The following is a 17,519-nucleotide window of genomic DNA, read 5'->3' on the forward strand; positions in this document are numbered from 1 at the left end:
GACTGCTCCCACCAATCCCCATGACCGACCGGCCCCCTCCCGGACCAGCGCCCCCTCCCCGCCAGATTCAGGCGACTCCTACCCGCCACCTTCATGACCGACCGGCCCCTCCCGGACCAGCGCCCCCTCCCCGGTCGGCAGGCCAGTTCCCACCCGGCGCCGGCGCGGCGGGACGTGGTACGGCGAAACCGGCGCCGTCGTACGGCGGGCGACCGGCCGCGTGCGGGGAGACCTCACTGGTCGGCAGGGTTCACCAGGTGTTTCACGAGGTGGTCGACGACGTCGGTGAACCGCCCGCGCCGTTCGTAGGCGGCTCTCTGGCGGGCCGCTCCGGTGCCGGTGCGGCGTAGCCGCTCCAGCCGCCGGGTGACCAGCTCCAGGTCACCGGCCGCCTCCAGAGCCGGGCGGATGTGCCCGAGCAGCACCGCCGGGAGGTCCGCCGCCGACCGCAGGCGACCGGTCTCCGGGTCGATCCCGTGCCCGTCCAGCCCGTCGCGGGCGGCCCGCCAGTACGCCACGCGCAGCCGTTCGGCCGAGAGGCGCGGCCCCGGATCGCCGCGCTCCACCCTTTCCAGCGACACGACGACCAGGGCCCGCACAACGGCCGCGAGCAGCGCGGACTCCTCGACGGTGGCGGGGATGTCGGTCACCCGCACCTCCAGCGTGGGCAGCCGCGCCGACGGCCGGACGTCCCAGAAGATCGTCCCCGGATCGACCAGCGCCCCCGCCTCGGTGAGCGCCCCGATCACCTCGTCGAACTCCTCCAGCGAGGCGAAGTACGGCGGTGGCCCGGCGACCGGCCACTTGCCCCAGGACAGCGTCCGCCAGCTCGCGTAGCCGGTGTCGCGGCCGGTCCAGAACGGCGAGTTGGCCATCAGCGCGATGAGCACGGGCAACCAGGGCCGCAGGTGGTTGCCCACCAGCACGGCGCGCTCGCGGTCCGGCAGGTGCACGTGAACGTGACCGGCGCAGATGCTCTGCTCGTCATGCAGCGCCCGGTAGGTCGCGATGCCGACCCCGTACCGAGGGTGGTCGGTGATCGGCGGCGGGACGGCGTCGCCCAGCACCGGCGTGCCGGAGGCGACCAGCGCGAGCCCTTCCTCGCGTGCCGCGGCGGCCACCGCGACCCGCATCCGCCGGAGCTGGCCCTCCAGCTCGGCGACACCGGCGCACGGGTCGGTCTTGGCCTCCACCTGGAGCCGGGTGATCTCGGTGCAGACCCGCTCCCCCATCTCGATGGCGGCGCGCTCCACGATTTGTGCCGCTCGCGGCGCCACTTCCCGGGTGACCGGGTCGACGACCAGGTACTCCTCCTCCACCCCCATCAGTGGGCAGACCGCGTCGAAAGGCAGAGGCACCGGATGTGGCGCGTCAACGGTGGCCGTCATTCCTACTCCAGGAAGGTTCGCCCGCGCCCGGCGGGCACGCGTGCCGACGACGCCACGCTACCCATCCAGATCTTCGTCCGCAGGCGGGAAGCGGCGATCCCATGGGAATCGCACTCTCGGATAAACGCCCTGCCTGCCGTGCCCGGGGTGTCCCCGCCTCGCCCGGTGAGCGCACCGTCGCCGAGCGGAGACCCGAGGAGTGGTGCGGCGAACTCCACGCGCTGCCCGACAGGCGCGCCCGCGTCCGCTTCGCCGTGCACCTGCTCGCGGGCATGCCCCGGATGGCGGCCACGCTCCGGCGACCGGCATCGGGCCTGTGCGCGGCCGCCGGGACGCTGGTCGAGGGCGCCGCCCGTGCCGTCCGCTGGGTCCTCAGGTGGCGCACCCGAGGTACTCGTCGCGGCGCCACAACATGGCGGCCAGCATCAACGGGAACATCGCGACGTGCGCGAGCGTCATCAGGGCGCCACCGTCGATGAGGCCGAGCCAGAGCAGCGGGAAGAGCGGCAAGGCCGGTGCGAACATGGCGCCGCACATCTCCAGGGTGCCGGCCCATCCGTGGCCTCGGTACCGCATCCAGGCGGCCATGCCGACGGACATGTTGAGCGCCGTTAGCAGGTAGGCGAGCTCGGGATCGCGGGCATGGGAGAAGCCGAGCCCGATGGCGCTCAGGATCATCCCGAGGACGAGCATCCCGGCGAACATGGCGATGATCATCTCGAGGTAGTGCCAGGCGAATCTGCGCCATTGGCGGGGGGTGCGGGACGCCGTCTGAGTCATGGCCCAACTGTGTCCGGGCGCCGGCCCCGGATGAAGCGAGCCGGGCGCACTGGTCCGAAAACTTGGGATCCCTGTCTTTGCGACGTACATTCCTCCCATGACGAAACGGCGGGTCGTTCCCGTGCCGGAACGGCGCGTCGTCGTCGTCGGGTACGACGCGGCGGAGCTGCTGGACATCGCCTGCGTGACCTCGAGCCTGGAGAGCGCGAACTGGCACGGTGCCGCACCCTGCTATCAGGTCCGCCTGGTCACCCCTGGAGGCCACCCCATCACCTGCGGCACCGGCCTGACCCTCATGGCCCAGGAGGCGCTCGAACGGGTCACGGGACCGCTGGACACGCTCATCGTGTCAGGAGGCGTGGGGCATGTGGCGGCCGCCGGCAACCGGTCGATCGTCGGTCACGTCCGCCGCCTGGCGCGCGAGAGCCGCCGCATCGCGTCGGTCTGCACCGGGGCGACCATTCTGGCCGCCACCGGCCTGCTCGACGGCCGGCGCGCCACCACCCACTGGAGGTCGGCGCGCTTCCTCGCCGCCGGCCATCCGGAGATCACCGTCGACCCCGACCCGATCTTCATCCGCGACGGGAACATCTCCACGGCCGCCGGCGTGACCAGTGCCCTCGATCTCACCCTCGCCTTCATCGAAGAGGACCACGGCGCCGAGCTGGCGCGGCGGGTGGCGCGCCAGTTGGTGACCTACCTCCAGCGGCCGGGCAACCAGGCGCAGATGAGCATGTTCACCACCACCCCACCACCGGAGAACGGACTGGTGAGGCGCGTGGTCGACCATGTGACCTGCCACCTTTCCGACGACCTCACCACGGCCACGCTGGCGGCCGGAGCGGGCGTCAGCGAACGGCATCTGACCCGGCTGTTCGTCAAGCACCTCGGGCGGACGCCGGGCCGGTTCGTACGGCAGGCCCGCACCGAGGCCGCCGCGCACCTCCTGGCCTCCACTACCCTGCCCATGAGCGGCGTGGCGGTCCGGTGCGGCTTCGGGACGGCCGAGACGCTGCGCCAGGCGTTCGTGGACCGATACGGCATGCCTCCGTCGCGGTACCGGGCGACGACGGCACACGCGGCCCGATGAACACACCGGGACCATCGACAGGGAGCCGGACCCTATGAAGATCACCGTCCTCGGGGGTTGCGGCGCGTGGCCCACGGCCGGGGAGGCGTGCAGCGGCTTTCTCGTCGAGCACGACGGGTTCCGGCTGGTGATGGACCTGGGGTACGCCACCTTGCCGCGGCTGCTCGGATCGGCGGCGGCCGAGCAGGTCGACGCGGTACTGATCAGCCATGGCCATCCCGACCACTGCGCCGATCTCAACCCCCTGCTGCGGGCACGGGCACTAGGTGGGGAGCCGGCGCCACCGCTGCCGGTGTACGCGCCGCCCGGCGCGCTGGACGCGGTGCTCGCGCTGGACCGGCCCGGCATGCTGGCCGGCGCCTACGCGCTCCGCGACTTCGATCCCGGCGACGGCTTCGAGGTCGGCCCGTTCACGGTGGCCACCCGGCTGCTGCCGCACTGGGTGCCCAACGCCGGCATGCGGCTCAGCGCCGGAGGCGTGGCCCTGACCTACACCGGAGACAGCGGGCCGAGCCCGGACGTGGTCGCCCTGGCCCGCGACGCCGATCTGCTGCTGGCCGAGGCGACGTATCTCGACGATGTCCCCGAGGACGAGGCCCTCTACTTCACCAGTGCCCGGCAGGCGGGACGGCAGGCCGCGGAGGCCGGCGCCGCGCGGCTCCTGCTCACCCACCTGTGGCCGGGCACCGACCCCGGCCGCGCCCGCGAGGCGGCCTTGCGGACGTTCCCCGGCCAGGTCGACGTCGTCTCCGGCGGACTGACCTTGGACCTCGGCTGATCAAGGCCGCCCCGCACCAGGACGCGCCCGGGCTCGGTGGCGGCCGGGTTGACGTATGCCTATATGGACATATGGTGGAGCCATGGCACGAGCGGCGACGACGGCGGACGCGTTCAACGCGGTGGCCGAACCCCGGAGACGGCAGATCCTGGACGTCCTCATGGGCGGCGAACGATCCGTGAACGATCTCGTCATGCTGCTCGGCCTGTCACAACCCCTGGTGTCAAAACACCTGCGGGTGCTGAGAGAGGTGGGGCTGGTGGACGTACGTGACGAGGGGCGGCAGCGCGTGTACCGGCTCAACGGCCAGCCGCTCAAGCCCATCCATGACTGGGTGAAGAACTACGAGCGCACATGGTCGGAACGCTTCGACCGGATGGACGTCGTCCTGGAAGAACTCAAGGAAATGGAGGAGCGAGATGGTGGCAGCGGCAAGTAGCGGTACGGCGGTGGTGACCCTCCCGGCGGACAAGCAGATCCTGATCACTCGCGAGTTCAACGCGCCCAAGCACCTGGTGTACCGCGCCTACACCACGCCCGAGCTCATCAAGCGCTGGTGGGGCGGCGACCGCGGCGACGTCACGAGCGTCGAGGTCGACCTGCGCGTCGGCGGCACGTGGCGGTACGTGATGGTGGCGAACGGCGGGTTCGAGGTCGGTTTCCACGGCGAGTACCAGGAGATCGTCCCCGACGAGCGCATCGTCTGCACCGAGGTCTTCGAGGGCATGCCCGACGAGGCGGCGCTCACCACGGTCACGTTCGCCGAAAAGGACGGGCGCACGACCCTCACGATGCTCGTGGAGCACAAGAGCCAGGAATCCCGCGACGCGCACATCAACTCCGGCATGGAAGGCGGCATGCAGGAGGCCCTGGACCACCTCGAAGAGATCGCCCTGTCCCTCCGCTGAGCCGCCCCCGCGCGACCTGGACAGGCACGGCGTACGCACCGCCGATGCACCATGAGGCCCACCCGATTCGGATCGGGTGGGCCTCACCTGTTGCGGAATGGGGTGGGCCTCACGTTGACAGGCGCGCCACCGGATCGCTGTAATGGTCCGCGTGTCGCGTGACGCCGGCCAAAGAGCAGTGGGCCGGCCGGCGGTCGGGCGACACCTTTCATTAGGGGGCCATGCCATGAGTTCACACTCTGCGCCCTGCGCCTGACGTAGCCGTCTCCGCACGCCACCCCTTGTCCCCCGTGGTGCCCGGCACCGCCATGTGACGTCAGCGCGCCAGGCCTTCCCCGTCGACCGCCGCCTCCCGGCGACCGTCCGCGGCTCCGCGTGCTCGACCGGCGCCATCTCCCGGCGAGGGGTTCACGTGCGGTCCCGCGCGCCTCGCGTCACCGTCACCCATGGTGCCGCCCGCGCAACCGTCATCCACCATCAGCAAGCGGACTTACGCATTCTCTGGAGATTCGACACCGTATGCCCACATCCTTCATCCAACCGATCATCGAGGAGTTCCGAGCCAACGGAGGAAAGGTCGGCGGCCCCTTCGAGGGCGGCGACCTCCTCCTGCTGACCACCACCGGCGCGAAGTCGGGACAGGAGCACACCGTTCCCCTCGGCTACGTCCGCGACGGCGACCTGCTGCTCGTCGTCGCCTCCGCCGGCGGCGCGCCCCGCCACCCCGCCTGGTACCACAACCTGCTCGCCCACCCCATGGTGCGGGTGGAGATCGGCACCGAGGTGTTCGCGGCGATCGCGGTCCCCGCCGAGGGCGCGCGGCGTGAGCGCCTGTTCGAGCAGGTGGTGCGCGCGGCGCCCGGGTACGCCGACTACCAGGCCCAGACCGGCCGGATCCTGCCCGTCGTGGCTCTGGAGCGCTCAGAGCCGGAGGCCGATGAAGCCCCTCGCGAGGTCACCGACCTCGCCGGCAAGCTCCTGGAGATCCACACCTGGTTGCGCTCGCAACTGCGCCACGTGCACGCCGAGGCCGACGCCCACTTCGCCGCGCGAGCGGCCCACCAGGGCCCCGGCGAACTCCCGGCACCCGGGCTGGGACTGCAACTCCGGCAGCACTGCCTGGCGTTCTGCCAGTCCCTCGAGTTCCACCACGGCGGCGAGGACGCGCACATGTTCCCCGCGCTCGCGAGCCAGTACCCGCACCTCGGCGACGCCATCGACCGGCTCCGCGCCGAGCACCGCACGGTCGCCCGCATCCAGGAGGAACTGCTCGCCCTCCTGTCCGGCATCGGCACCGCCGAGCCCCTGCGATTCCGCACCGAACTGGACCGGATGACCCGGGAACTGACGGCACACCTCGACCACGAAGAGGAGTTACTTCTCCCCGTCCTCGCAGAGACCCCCTTCCCCCCGCCCCCTCCGTCACGCTAGCCACGTTTCGGGGTGGCTCGTAAATCCGTTGCGGCCGGCCCGCTGGAGCCGATACGTTCCCCGGGCCGTGCATCACTCCGGATCGGCGTCGTGGATGAGGAGGTGTGCGAACGATGCGCATGAGCGCTCAGCAGCCGAGCCCGGGTTCTGACATCCGCCTCCTCCACACGACGGAGCCACCTTGCCGATTCACCTCACCCCGCTGACCGACGCCGACCGCGGTCCCTACAGCCACCGCATGGCGTGGCTGGCGTCCGACGCCGACGCGACCCCCGTCGGATCCGCGTTCCTGCGTCTCTTCACCAGCCCCGGAGTGCGCCACCTCGCCGAACTGGCGCTCAACGTCCACCCGGCGGAGCGCCGGAAGGGCACCGGCTCCGTCCTGCTGGAAGCGGCCGTGGCCGCCGCCCGCGACGACGGCCGCCGCTGCGTCATCACGCAGGCCAAGGCGGACTCGCCCGGCGATCGGTTCCTCGCGGCCCGGGGCTTCCGCAGGGTCCTCACGCTGACGTTCTCCCGGCTGCCGCTGGAAAAGGCGGACCTCACCGCCCTGACCGGCATCGTCGAGCGGCCGCATCCCGGCTATCGGCTGGCGGCCTGGGACGGCACCGTTCCCGGGCACCTGGCCGAGACCTTCGCCGCCTCCCGCCGCGCCATGGACGACATGCCGATGGACGACACCGACTACGGCACGGAGAGCTGGGACGTCGACCGGGTCCGGGCCGCGGCGGAAACCATCGCCAGGCGCGGTGACCTGTTGCACACCGTCGTCGCGATCGACGAGTCCGACGGTTCGATCGCCGGATTCACCGAACTCGTCGTCCCCGGCGACGGCACAGGCGACGCACAGCACTACGGCACCGGTGTCCTTCCCGAACACCGCGGCCACGGCCTCGCCCGCTGGATGAAGGCCGAGGCGATCCGGCGGGCTCGCGCACGACACCCGTCCCTCGGCGGGTTGCTGGCCGACACCGCGGACAGCAACACCTACATGAGACGCATCAACGACGCGCTCGGCTACATACCGACTCACAGGACATTCGAATACCAACTCGACCTGTGACGTCTTTTCGGCTTCACGGATCGCGGGGTGGCCGCCGTCGGCCCCAAACGGTCACCCCATGCCGATGACCTTTTCGGGCTTGATGACGAAGATCACCCGGACCTGGTCGCGGCCTCCGTACCAGGGGTAGGGCTTACCGAGGTACTTCTGCGCGAGCATCTCGATGTGGTCGACCGCACCCTTGGTGGTGACGTCGACCACGCGGCCGCGCACCTGGAAGTAGCGCGAGGGGTCGTCCGGATGGGAGATCGCGACGGCCACCCGGGGGTCTCGCTCGATGTTCCTGGTCTTCACGTGGCTCTGCACGCTGTTGATGAGGACGTGCTCGCCGTCGGTGTCGACCCAGGTCTGGGTCAACTGCGGCGAACCGTCCGCCATCGAGGTGGCGATATAGCAAATGCTCGGCCGGCGCAGCAGCGCGAGCAGTTCTTCAGGGATTCTCACGGTGATCTTTCGGCCTGTCGGCACGGCATGCTCTTGCCGCTCAGCACGGTTGTGCGGTAGCAGCATACTTGCCGCGCCACGACGCAAGATCGCCCGCGCGAGGGTCCCCATGGCGGCCGCCTTCCGTAGGCGCGATCAGGAGCAAGCCAGGCCGTCGGTCCGTACCGTGCGGCCGATGCCCTGGTGGTGTAGGCCCAGTAGCGGTCGCCGTAGGACCAGTGCCACCACTCGGTGGGGTAGTTGACCAGGCCCACCGCGGTCAGCGCCTCGCTGAGGGTGTGGCGATGTCCTTTCGCCTCCGGGGAGATCGCGACGCTGTCGGTGTGGCAGTCCTCGGTGTCGGTGTCGTTGACCTCCGTGCCCAGCCACAGCCCGTCCCCATCGCACAAGGTCAGATCGACGGCGGCGCCGGCCACGTGCGGGGCGACCGCGGGTGGGGAGATGTAGCGACTGGCACGCTCGTGATACCAGGCCTCGTCATTGCCCGGGTGAGCGATCCTGAGCCGGCCGACGTGGGTCGGGTGAGGAGTAAAGGTCACTGTGCGGTGGGGATGTGACCGAAAGTGCTCCACTAGCCGTCCGCCGTCTGAAAGCCCCCGCCGCGTGAAAGCCGTCCGCCACGGTCTGAAAGCCCCCGCCACGGTCTGAAAGCCGTCCGCCGCGGACTTTCAGCGCGAGCACATGGCGGACCGGCCCCTGTCGGGAGCGAAAGGTATCGCCGCGACTGTTCTGGGCGGACTACGACGACCTCGACCGGCCCCAGCAGCCGAAACTCCACCCGGTACCCTCCTGGCCGACTGGAGGTCCCCTCCGCTGCTGTCGCACCCGGAGTGAAGCGATTGGAGATCGCCGGTAGTTCCACAGGTGACTGTATTTGTACTCATCTGATTACAGGGATCCGATGCATCGAACCGCCGGGCAGCGAACCGGGATTGGACACCGCGCTATATACGTCTACGTTCCCGGCGTATGAAGAGCGGACAGGGCGAGATGCCATGGGTAGGTGCCGCTGATGTCGCCGCCGAAGTCGGGGGCGTGCGGCTCGAATTCTCCCGGGCCGATGAGGACGTGGACGCCTTCAGCCCGTAGCTCGTCGACACTGCGGCGGAATGGGGCCCGCCCCGCCAGGGCGCTGTTCACGAATGGCAGGACCACGACAGGGATGCCCAGTCCGGGGGCTTCGGCGAGGAGGCCGAGGGCGTAGGTGTCGGCGGCGCCTTGGGCGAATTTGTTGACGGTGTTATAGGTGGCGGGGGCCACGATGATCGCGTCGGCTCGAGGTGGCTTGGGTTCGTCAGGTTTGCGGTATCGGCTGCGGACGGGGCGGCCGGTCTGCCTCTCCAGGGCGGGTACGTCGATGAAGTCGAGGGCGGGCGGGGTGGCGATGATCTGGACCGTCCAGCCGGCGTCCTGGGCAAGGGTGACGAGCTTGCCGACGCCCGCGGCCGGGCCGGCGGCGCACACGATGATGTAGAGGACCTTGCTCACGCGGAGACTCCAAGGGATCGGGGTATTCGCGGGCTTCGCGCCGTAGCTCGACCGGCGCCATCCCGCTCTCGATCGCCGACGCGACGCGACGGAGGACGACCCCGCGATCAGGATCGTGGCATCGTATGAAGCATCTGATCGTATCCGCCCGAACCTGAGAGAGCTCCGATGATCTTTATTACCGCAAAGTTCCGAGTGCTGCCGGAGTACGCCGATCAGTGGCCCGAGATCACCGCCGAGTTCACCCAGGCGACTCGCGGCGAGGCGGGCTGCCTGTGGTTCGACTGGTCTCGCAGCGTCGAGGACCCGGCCGAGTACGTGCTGGTAGAGGCATTTCGCGACGCCGACGCCGGAGCGGCCCACGTCCAGTCCGAGCACTTCCGGAACGCGCGGAACACCCTTCCGCCTCACCTCGCCGAGACGCCCCGGATCGTCAACACCACGCTCCCGCAGGACGACTGGTCCCTCCTCGGTGAGATGGCCGTGCCCGAACGGAGTTGAGCCCGAGCCGGCGCCGGGCCGTGGTGGCTGTCGAGTCGACGTCTATGCCGGCCGGTGGTGGGTGTCGAGTCGACGTCGATGCCGGCACCTGACGCCGGTCGGCCCAGGTGATCACTGCCTGTCAGCTGGCCGCGCCGCCCGGTCTTCCGTCTGGCGTGGCGTTTCGAAGCACGCGAGCCAGGTGGCGAGAAGCGATTCCAACTGCGCGGCCTCTTCCGGCGTCAGGCAGTCGAGGAGGCGGCGTTCATTGCGCATGTGCTCGGTGAACGCCTGGTCGATCAGTTCCCTGCCGGCATCGGTGAGTGCGACGACACGTGCGCGGCGATCGCTCGTGCTGGGACGGCGTGTGACCAGCCCGCCGCGTTCGAGCCGGTCGATGCGTTTGGTCATGGCCCCCGTGGTGACCATGGTGAACGCGGCGAGCTCTCCGGGCGCGCGTTCGAAGGGCTCACCGGCGCGCCGGAGGGCGGCGAGCACGTCGAACTCCCCCTCCCCGAGCCCATAGCGCCGGTAGACGACGCAGAGCCGTTCGGTGAGGTGGCCGGCGACGCGGTGGAGCCGCCCGATGACACCTTGCGGCCTCACATCCACATCGGGCCGTTCACGGGCCCAGGCCTGCTGGATGCGGGCGACATGGTCGAGGTACTCGCTCACGTCTCCACTATAGCTTCCATGGAAGCTATAGTAGCTTCCATGGAAGCTAATTTCCGATGGGTCCCCATCACCGCGATCGCACCCGTGGCATGGGGCACCACCTACTTCGTCACCCATCGGTTCCTGCCCGCCGACTATCCGCTGTACGGAGCGGCAATCCGGGCGCTGCCCGCGGGCCTGCTGCTCCTCCTTGTGCACAGGAGGCGTCCCCACGGGTCATGGTGGTGGAAATCGCTGGTCCTCGGCACCATGAACATGAGCGCGTTCTTCGCATTGGTCTATCTGGCCGCACAAACGCTTCCGACGAGCATCGCGTCGACAATCATGGCGACCTCGCCGATCGTGATGATGCTGTTCGCGTGGGCGGCGCTTTCCGAGCGCCCGCACGCGATGCACATGACCGGAGCCGGCATCGGGATCGGGGGCGTCTGCCTCATGCTGCTGGACGGCGCGAGCACCGTGAACGCCTCCGGTGTATTCGCTTCCATCATGGCGATGGTGATGTCGTCCCTCGGCTATGTGCTCGCCAAGAAGTGGAGCGCGGACGTCGATGTCTTCTCGCTGACTTCATGGCAGCTCATCGCCGGGGCAGTCGTCCTGATACCTGTCGCGGTCGCGACGGAGGGATTACCGCCTGCCCTGGACGCACCCGCGTTGATCGGCTTCGGCTATGTCACGGTCATTGCGACCGCTCTCGCCTTCGCCGCCTGGTTCACGGGCCTGCGGCACCTGAGTGCTGGAACGGTGGGGCTCATCGGGTTGCTCAACCCGATGACCGGTGTCCTGCTCGGCACCGTGGTCGCCGGTGAGACGCTCGCCGTACAACAGTTCTGCGGACTCGTCCTGGTCTTCCTCGGCATCCTCCTCGGCCAGCCTTTCACCGCTCGCCTGGTCACCCTCGTCAGAGCCGGCCGATCGACGCACACCTCCCACGCTCGTCCCAGCTCGACAGCCCGCGACCACGGACCGGTGATACCGACCCCTGAATGCCAATGAGTCGGACCAGCCGTTGCGGCAAACACGCCCGCCCTACTGCCCAAAGGAGAAGCCGAGCCGAGCGTTGATCAAGAAGTTGAGCCGGTGACGCAGATGATCGATCACAGCCCGCTCCGGAGCCTCTCCAGGCGTCAACAGCGTCCAGCGCAGTGCGCATCCGTTCTGGGCCGGCCCGACGTCGAACCGGATCTCATCGCCGGGCCTTTCCGGCCACAACGACGACCAGACCACGAGCGCCGGCTCCACCGCCTGGAGGATGCGGGGCTCAACCTCATCGGGACGTAGATCAAGCCATTCCCGTCCACCAGGTCGCCATGGGTCGACCAGACTCCGCCACACGACGTGCGGAGGCGGCGGTTGCGTACGCTCTCGCGAGCCCAACTCGATCACTTCGACAACCTAGTACGGCAGTCGGAGATCGTGAGCTGCGACTGGTGACCTTCCAACGCGTAAAGGGGATGAACCTCTCCAGGTTCGGTGCAAGGCTGGGCTCGTGAGCGACACGCAAACCGTGGTCCTGGTCGAGGGTGCCAGTGATAAGTCGGCCATCGAAGCGTTGGCCGAGCGCCGTGGCCGGAACCTGGCGGCCGAAGGCATCTCCCTTGTGGCGATGGGCGGTGCCACGAACATCGGGACGTATATCGGCAGGTTTGGCCCTCCCGGTCGCAATCTCCGGCTGGCCGGTCTGTGCGACGTCGGGGAGGAAGGCGCCTTCCGGAGGGGTCTCGAGCGCGCCGGCCTTGGATCCAATCTCAGCCGAAGCGATCTGGAGGCGCTCGGATTCTTCGCATGTGTCGCTGACCTGGAAGACGAGCTGATCCGCGCCCTCGGCACCGCCACGGTTGAGCGCGTTGTCGATGCCGAGGGCGAGCTCAGCTCATTTCGCACGCTCCAGAAGCAACCCGCATGGCGCGGGGGCACCACTCACGACCAGCTGCGCCGGTTCATGGGATCAGGCAGTGGCCGCAAGATCCGCTACTCTGGCCCGCTCGTCGCGGCACTCGATCTCGATCGCGTACCGCGACCGCTGGACATGCTGCTGACCCACCTATTAGGCAGTCGGAGAGCTCGGCCAGCAGATCCAGCAGACTCTGGTAACCGGCCGCATCGTCGCTGATCCGCCGCTTGGCCACCAGCGCCCCGGTCTCGTCGACCAACGCACGGACTGACGTGCACAGCTAGGGACGAGCCAACGTGCACAGCTCACATGGGCGCGCCATGTAGGACACATGCGCCCACCCCGACGGCTGGAACGTGGTGCATCGAACGGATCACTGGTCACCCGGCTGACGCGCCGGTTGATCGCCCTCGGCGGCGCCTTAACCATGACGGCCGGGCTCCTTACCGCCCTGGCACCCGCCGTCTCAGCCGCCGACTCCACGACGGATCTCGGCGTCTCCCTCGACATTTACACGAAGAGCGGTGATGTGGCCGTAGGCGGCGGAAAGGTCTTCGTCTCCGCTAACGACCGGATCGTCGTCGCGGATACACGGGGCACGCTCACCGGCGCCATCACCGGCCTATCCGGCGCGACAGCCCTTGCCATCACGCCGGACGGTACCCGCCTGTACACGGCGCTGCGCGGCTCGAACGAGGTGGCCGAAATCGACACCGCCGCTCTCGCCGTCATCCGCCGGATCGACTTGGCCTCCTCCCGTGCCCGTCGAGCCTGTCGCTGTCCGGCAGCCGACTGTGGGTCGGATACAGTTGCGGCTCGGACTGGCAGGGTGGCGTCGTCAGCCTTGACCTCTTAGCGACGGCACCGGAGCCGGTCCGGGTCGTCCAGGACGACTTGTACGACGCTCCGCTGGTCGCCGCCGCCGGGAACACGCTGGTGGTCGGCGAGAGGAATAGCGAACCGGGCGACCTGCGGGTGTTTGATGTGAACGGCGCCTCCACCCTCCTGCGCGGCGTCATCGACGGCCACACCCACGACCTTTACAACCTGCAGGACCTCGCCGTCACATCGGACGGCTCGATGGTCATCTCGGCGTTCGGCTCTCCTTACCGGTTCGACGCCTGGGACACCACCAGCCTGACCAAATCCCGCACCTACGATCCGGAGCAGACGGACCCGGGCTTCCCGGTCGCGGTCGCGGTCAGCCCGGAGGGTGCCCACGTTGCGGGCGGATGGAAGTTGGGGACCGCTCAGGGCATCGCGCTGTACGACACGGCGGCGACGACGACGACCTACGCGACCGACAATCCGGCAGGTGAAGTGGTCCGAGGGAGCATTGCCTTTTCTGGTAGAGATGTCTTCGGCGTGCTGCGAGAGTCGTCTACCAACCGGCTCTACCTGTGGCGGCTGGAAGGCGCCACAGCCCAGGGATCCACGCTGACCTTGACGGCTCCATCTGCGGCGACCGCGCTCGAACCGCTCACCGTGACCGGCCGGCTCACACTGGCCGACGGATCGGCTCCGGGGGCGCAGCCGCTGGTGGTGACCCGCCAAATGGCCAAATGGCACCAGCACGACGCTCCCCGGTGTGACAACCGAGGCCGGCGGTACCTTCACTATCACCGACACCCCATCGGTCGCCGGGGCGATCAGCTATGACGTGCTCTGGGACGGTAATTCGGACTTCCGGGGGAGCATGGCCTCGGTAACCGTCACGGTGGCCAAGCACGAGACGTCGCTCACCCTGTCTGGACCGGACAAGGGGATGGTCGGCAAACAGCTCCGGTTCAGCGGCGCACTGGACGTCGGCCAAGCATCCCCTTCGCGTTACTCGTTGAAGGTGCTGCGCACCGTTTCCAAAGGCAGCGGTACCATCACCACCACACTGCGGTCGGTGCTTCCTGCCGGCGACGGAGCGTTCAGCTTCGCTGATACACCCACAGAGGGCGGCCTGTACACCTACACCGTCCAGTGGGCCGGCGACACCGCCACCCTGTCGGCGCAGGCCAGCCACAACGTGACTGTTAAAGGTTAAAGAAGGACGCCAGGGACAAGCTGGTCACCGTTAGCAACTGGAGATCCACGCGGCCGGCTCCCGCAGAGGTGGAAGGCACCTCGTGAGCATGGAAAGCGGAAGGCCCGTCCCAGGTCAGGTTTCCCTGGTGATGGGCCTTCCGCATATGCGCGGCCGAGAGGACTCGAACCCCTGAGAACATCTCGCCGGAGAACATCTCGCGCCTGATGGTCAAGCGCCCCTCTGAGGTCTGACGCCCGTGATCGCGATCTGGACCATCGAAGACCCTGTAACCGACACGCTGGACGAACGCGATCAACGCCTCGGCGGCTTCGTCGACCAACCGAGCCTCGATCAGTACGCGGCGCGCTACGGCGAGCACTTCGATGACGCCCCGCGCACCTCACGCAGGCTCACCCACGCCGTGATCCGCCACCCTGGCAACGACAGTACCTGGCCCGCAGGGAGGTCGTCCTGTCCCTTGGCAGCCTCGCCACGCCCAAACTGCTACAGCTGTCGGTCGGTGGCGTCGTACATGCGCGTGAGAGGTGTCGACAACCTGAGGGTGGTCGACTGCTCCGTGTTGCCGACCATGGTGTCGGGCAATCTGAACGGCCCCATCATGGCGATGGCCTGGCATGGTGCGGACCTCATGCCGACAAGGCGTGATCCACCCACACGCCGTCACCACGGGTCGCCTCGAGACACTCACACCCCGTGCCGGAGCCGCTCTGAGAGCGGCGGGTCTCCGGCGCGGGACACTAGCCTTTCACCGGAGGGCACAAAGGTATAGTCGTTGTGCATTCGTTCAGCACACGTGTTCACACACCTAGGAGCGCGCGCATGAATGCCGTCGACGTCACACCGGAGGCACAGGCCCGGTTCCCCCAGGAACTGATGTACGCGGCGGCGTCGCAGTACTACCTCGAGGACGCGACCCAGGCCGACATCGCCAAGCGGCTGGGCGTGAGCAGGGCCACCGTGAGCCGGTTGCTGACGGAGGCGCGCAGGCACGGCATCGTCGAGATCAGGGTGCACAGGCCCGCGACGCTCGAGGCGGGCCCGCTGGCCGCCGAGGTGGCCGACGCTCTGGGACTCCGGCACGTCCATCTGGTGCCCAAGGTCGGCGGCCCCGCGCTGGGCCCATGGCTGGCTCCCGGCCTGGCCAGGGCTCTGGCCACGGTGGGGCTGAAGTCCGGCGACATCGTCCTGGTGTCGTCCGGGAGCACGGTCTACGAGTGCGCGCGCGAGGGGCTGGGGCAGTTCCCCGGTGTCACGATCGCACCGGCCGTGGGCGGGCAGGAGGACCCGCAGCCCTGGTTCCAGACGAACGAGACCACGCGCCTTCTGGCCGAGCGGGTCGGGGGCGTGCCCAGCTACCTCTACGCGCCCGCCCAGCCAGGCCCTGAGCTGTTCTACTCTCTGCAGCACGAGCCGTCGGTGCGCAAGGTCATGGACCTGTGGGCGCACGCCAAGTGCGCGATCGTCGGCGTCGGCTCGCCGCCGCTGATGCGGCAGGTCGTGCCCGCCTTCGTGCCCCGTCATGCCGACAGCCTGCGCCGGGCCGTGGGCGATGTGTGCTCGCGCTTCTACGACCGGGACGGCGAGCCCGTCGGCTATCCGGGCAGCGAGCGGCTGGTGGCGACCAGCTTGGAGGAACTGCGCCGCATCCCCGTCTCGATCGCGGTGGCGGTGGGCCCCGAGAAGGTTCTGTCGATCATCGCCGGCGCCAGGGGCGGCTACTTCAACCAGCTGGTCACCGACGCGCTGACGGCGGAGAGCCTGCTCGCGGCGGCCCGCTGACCACTTTCGGATAGGTGAACAGCAGGTCACAGGTGTTCCAACAGCGTGAACATTTTTGCTGGACAAGTGTTCCAAACCCGCGCTAGCGTGAGTCGCACCACAGCACATCGCCGCCTGTGAGCGGCCCGTGCGTGGCGCTTGGGGGCATGTGACGCAAATCAGCTCCGCGAGGACGTGGCAAGTGAGGAAAGAACCCGTGAACAGAGCTCAGATGCGGACCTCGGCGTTCGCGACAGTGGCGGTCATCGCAAGCGCGGCACTCACCGCCTGCGGCTCCGGATCCACCGGCGCGGACGCCGGGTCCGGCGGTGGCACGGAGAACGCCAAGGTGGCTTTCCTCATGCCCGACCTCGCGTCGACCAGGTACGAGCTGGCCGACAAGCCACTGTTCGAGGCCAAGATGAAGCAGCTCTGCCCAGGCTGCACGGTCATCTACCAGAACGCCGACTCCGACGCCGCCAAGCAGCAGCAGCAGGCCAACTCGGCGCTGGCGCAGGGCGTCAAGGCCATCGTCATCGACCCCGTCGACTCCGCCGCCGCGGCCACCATCGTCAAGTCGGCGCAGGCGCAGAAGGTACCGGTCATCGCCTACGACCGGCCGATCCCGGCCACGCCCGCCGACTACTACATCTCGTTCGACAACGAGAAGATCGGCACCATGATCGCCCAGTCCTTGGTCGACCACCTCAAGGAGGAGAAGGCCGAGGGCGGGATCCTGCAGGTCAACGGCTCCCCCACGGACGCCGCCGCCGGCCTGATCAAGAAGGGCATCCACAGCGCGGTCGACCCGAGCGGCTTCAAGCTGCTCGCCGAGTACGACACCCCCGACTGGCAGCCGGAGAAGGCTCAGACCTGGGTCAGCGGCCAGGTCACCCGGTTCCGCGACCAGATCGTGGGCGTGGTGGCGGCCAACGACGGCACTGGCGGCGGCTCGATCGCCGCGTTCAAGGCGGCGGGCGTGAAGGTGCCGCCGGTGACGGGCAACGACGCGGAGCTCGCCGCCGCCCAGCGCATCATCGCGGGTGACCAGTACAACACGATCTCCAAGCCGATCAAGATCGTGGCCGAGGCGTCGGCCGACGTGGCCTACCAGTTCATGCAGGGCAAGAAGCCCGCGGGCAAGACCACGCTCTACAACACACCGTCGGCGCTGTTCGTCCCCACGGTCGTGACCAAGGACAACATCAACGAGGTGCTGTTCCAGAGCGGGATCATGAAGGCGTCCGAGGCATGTACGGGAGAGTACGCCAAGGGCTGCGCCGAGCTCGGCATCAAGTAGATCT

At 68.7% G+C, this 17,519-nt stretch carries 22 protein-coding genes; 15 read left to right on the top strand and 7 right to left on the bottom strand.

The window, feature by feature from the left end; genetic code table 11:
- Positions 1 to 233 precede the first annotated feature (233 nt).
- Positions 234 to 1,388, bottom strand: a complete 1,155-nt coding sequence (locus tag MYF83_RS40230) for a carboxylate-amine ligase (protein WP_248966077.1) — start codon at positions 1,386 to 1,388, stop codon at positions 234 to 236.
- Between the two features lie 372 nt (positions 1,389 to 1,760).
- Positions 1,761 to 2,168, bottom strand: coding sequence for a hypothetical protein (locus MYF83_RS40235; protein WP_248966078.1), 408 nt, complete (start codon positions 2,166 to 2,168; stop codon positions 1,761 to 1,763).
- A gap of 121 nt (positions 2,169 to 2,289) precedes the next feature.
- Between MYF83_RS40235 and MYF83_RS40240 the strand changes: the two genes are divergently transcribed.
- From MYF83_RS40240 to MYF83_RS40265, 6 genes are all read left to right on the top strand, one after another.
- Positions 2,290 to 3,258 carry a GlxA family transcriptional regulator gene (locus tag MYF83_RS40240; protein ID WP_443729314.1) on the top strand — a complete coding sequence of 323 codons (969 nt, stop codon included), beginning with the start codon at positions 2,290 to 2,292 and terminating at the stop codon, positions 3,256 to 3,258.
- A 34-nt stretch (positions 3,259 to 3,292) separates the two neighbouring features.
- A complete protein-coding gene (locus MYF83_RS40245) occupies positions 3,293 to 4,036 on the top strand; it encodes an MBL fold metallo-hydrolase (protein WP_248966080.1) in 744 nt (247 codons plus the stop codon).
- Between the two features lie 82 nt (positions 4,037 to 4,118).
- Positions 4,119 to 4,475, top strand: coding sequence for an ArsR/SmtB family transcription factor (locus MYF83_RS40250; protein ID WP_248966081.1), 357 nt, complete (start codon positions 4,119 to 4,121; stop codon positions 4,473 to 4,475).
- Positions 4,456 to 4,944 (top strand): SRPBCC family protein, encoded by a 489-nt coding sequence (locus MYF83_RS40255; protein WP_248966082.1) that lies wholly within the window; start codon positions 4,456 to 4,458, stop codon positions 4,942 to 4,944. The genes MYF83_RS40250 and MYF83_RS40255 overlap by 20 nt, the downstream gene beginning before the upstream one ends.
- A gap of 519 nt (positions 4,945 to 5,463) precedes the next feature.
- Positions 5,464 to 6,375 carry a nitroreductase/quinone reductase family protein gene (locus tag MYF83_RS40260; RefSeq protein ID WP_248966083.1) on the top strand — a complete coding sequence of 304 codons (912 nt, stop codon included), beginning with the start codon at positions 5,464 to 5,466 and terminating at the stop codon, positions 6,373 to 6,375.
- A gap of 181 nt (positions 6,376 to 6,556) precedes the next feature.
- Positions 6,557 to 7,438, top strand: a complete 882-nt coding sequence (locus tag MYF83_RS40265) for a GNAT family N-acetyltransferase (protein WP_248966084.1) — start codon at positions 6,557 to 6,559, stop codon at positions 7,436 to 7,438.
- 51 nt (positions 7,439 to 7,489) lie between these two features.
- On the opposite strand, the gene MYF83_RS40270 is transcribed toward MYF83_RS40265, so the two are convergent.
- The 3 genes from MYF83_RS40270 to MYF83_RS40280 all read right to left on the bottom strand — a co-directional run bounded on the left by MYF83_RS40270 (position 7,490) and on the right by MYF83_RS40280 (position 9,370).
- Positions 7,490 to 7,882, bottom strand: a complete 393-nt coding sequence (locus tag MYF83_RS40270; RefSeq protein WP_248966085.1) for a PPOX class F420-dependent oxidoreductase — start codon at positions 7,880 to 7,882, stop codon at positions 7,490 to 7,492.
- Complete coding sequence (locus MYF83_RS40275; protein ID WP_248966086.1) at positions 7,879 to 8,421, bottom strand: M15 family metallopeptidase; 543 nt, start codon at positions 8,419 to 8,421, stop codon at positions 7,879 to 7,881. The genes MYF83_RS40270 and MYF83_RS40275 overlap by 4 nt, the downstream gene beginning before the upstream one ends.
- 415 nt (positions 8,422 to 8,836) lie before the next feature.
- Positions 8,837 to 9,370 (bottom strand): flavoprotein, encoded by a 534-nt coding sequence (locus tag MYF83_RS40280; RefSeq protein ID WP_248966087.1) that lies wholly within the window; start codon positions 9,368 to 9,370, stop codon positions 8,837 to 8,839.
- A 168-nt stretch (positions 9,371 to 9,538) separates the two neighbouring features.
- Between MYF83_RS40280 and MYF83_RS40285 the strand changes: the two genes are divergently transcribed.
- Positions 9,539 to 9,871 (top strand): putative quinol monooxygenase, encoded by a 333-nt coding sequence (locus MYF83_RS40285; protein WP_248966088.1) that lies wholly within the window; start codon positions 9,539 to 9,541, stop codon positions 9,869 to 9,871.
- 111 nt (positions 9,872 to 9,982) lie between these two features.
- On the opposite strand, the gene MYF83_RS40290 is transcribed toward MYF83_RS40285, so the two are convergent.
- Complete coding sequence (locus tag MYF83_RS40290; protein WP_248966089.1) at positions 9,983 to 10,525, bottom strand: MarR family winged helix-turn-helix transcriptional regulator; 543 nt, start codon at positions 10,523 to 10,525, stop codon at positions 9,983 to 9,985.
- On the opposite strand from MYF83_RS40290, the gene MYF83_RS40295 reads away from it, so the two are divergent.
- The gene (locus MYF83_RS40295) at positions 10,505 to 11,521 is read left to right on the top strand and encodes a DMT family transporter (RefSeq protein WP_248966090.1); all 1,017 of its coding nucleotides are present in this window, start codon (positions 10,505 to 10,507) and stop codon (positions 11,519 to 11,521) included. The genes MYF83_RS40290 and MYF83_RS40295 overlap by 21 nt on opposite strands.
- Before the next feature lie 33 nt (positions 11,522 to 11,554).
- On the opposite strand, the gene MYF83_RS40300 is transcribed toward MYF83_RS40295, so the two are convergent.
- A complete protein-coding gene (locus MYF83_RS40300; RefSeq protein WP_248966091.1) occupies positions 11,555 to 11,911 on the bottom strand; it encodes a hypothetical protein in 357 nt (118 codons plus the stop codon).
- A 103-nt stretch (positions 11,912 to 12,014) separates the two neighbouring features.
- Here MYF83_RS40300 and MYF83_RS40305 point away from each other — a divergent pair, with 103 nt between their 5' ends.
- From MYF83_RS40305 to MYF83_RS40335, 7 genes are all read left to right on the top strand, one after another.
- Entirely contained in the window at positions 12,015 to 12,638 is a 624-nt protein-coding gene (locus MYF83_RS40305) for a TOPRIM nucleotidyl transferase/hydrolase domain-containing protein (protein ID WP_248966092.1), read from the top strand.
- Between the two features lie 181 nt (positions 12,639 to 12,819).
- Positions 12,820 to 13,275: a YncE family protein gene (locus tag MYF83_RS40310; protein WP_248966093.1), complete on the top strand. Its 456-nt coding sequence runs from the start codon at positions 12,820 to 12,822 to the stop codon at positions 13,273 to 13,275.
- 80 nt (positions 13,276 to 13,355) lie between these two features.
- Positions 13,356 to 14,078 (top strand): hypothetical protein, encoded by a 723-nt coding sequence (locus tag MYF83_RS40315; RefSeq protein WP_248966094.1) that lies wholly within the window; start codon positions 13,356 to 13,358, stop codon positions 14,076 to 14,078.
- A gap of 1 nt (position 14,079) precedes the next feature.
- Positions 14,080 to 14,454, top strand: a complete 375-nt coding sequence (locus MYF83_RS40320) for a hypothetical protein (RefSeq protein ID WP_248966095.1) — start codon at positions 14,080 to 14,082, stop codon at positions 14,452 to 14,454.
- Positions 14,455 to 14,857: 403 nt separating this feature from the next.
- Positions 14,858 to 15,226: a GMC oxidoreductase gene (locus MYF83_RS40325; protein ID WP_248966112.1), complete on the top strand. Its 369-nt coding sequence runs from the start codon at positions 14,858 to 14,860 to the stop codon at positions 15,224 to 15,226.
- A gap of 50 nt (positions 15,227 to 15,276) precedes the next feature.
- Entirely contained in the window at positions 15,277 to 16,236 is a 960-nt protein-coding gene (locus MYF83_RS40330) for a sugar-binding transcriptional regulator (protein ID WP_248966096.1), read from the top strand.
- A gap of 196 nt (positions 16,237 to 16,432) precedes the next feature.
- The gene (locus tag MYF83_RS40335) at positions 16,433 to 17,515 is read left to right on the top strand and encodes an ABC transporter substrate-binding protein (protein WP_248966097.1); all 1,083 of its coding nucleotides are present in this window, start codon (positions 16,433 to 16,435) and stop codon (positions 17,513 to 17,515) included.
- Positions 17,516 to 17,519: the final 4 nt, after the last annotated feature.

It is taken from the genome of Sphaerisporangium perillae, from assembly GCF_023276435.1.
Taxonomy (GTDB): Bacteria; Actinomycetota; Actinomycetes; order Streptosporangiales; family Streptosporangiaceae; genus Sphaerisporangium; species Sphaerisporangium perillae.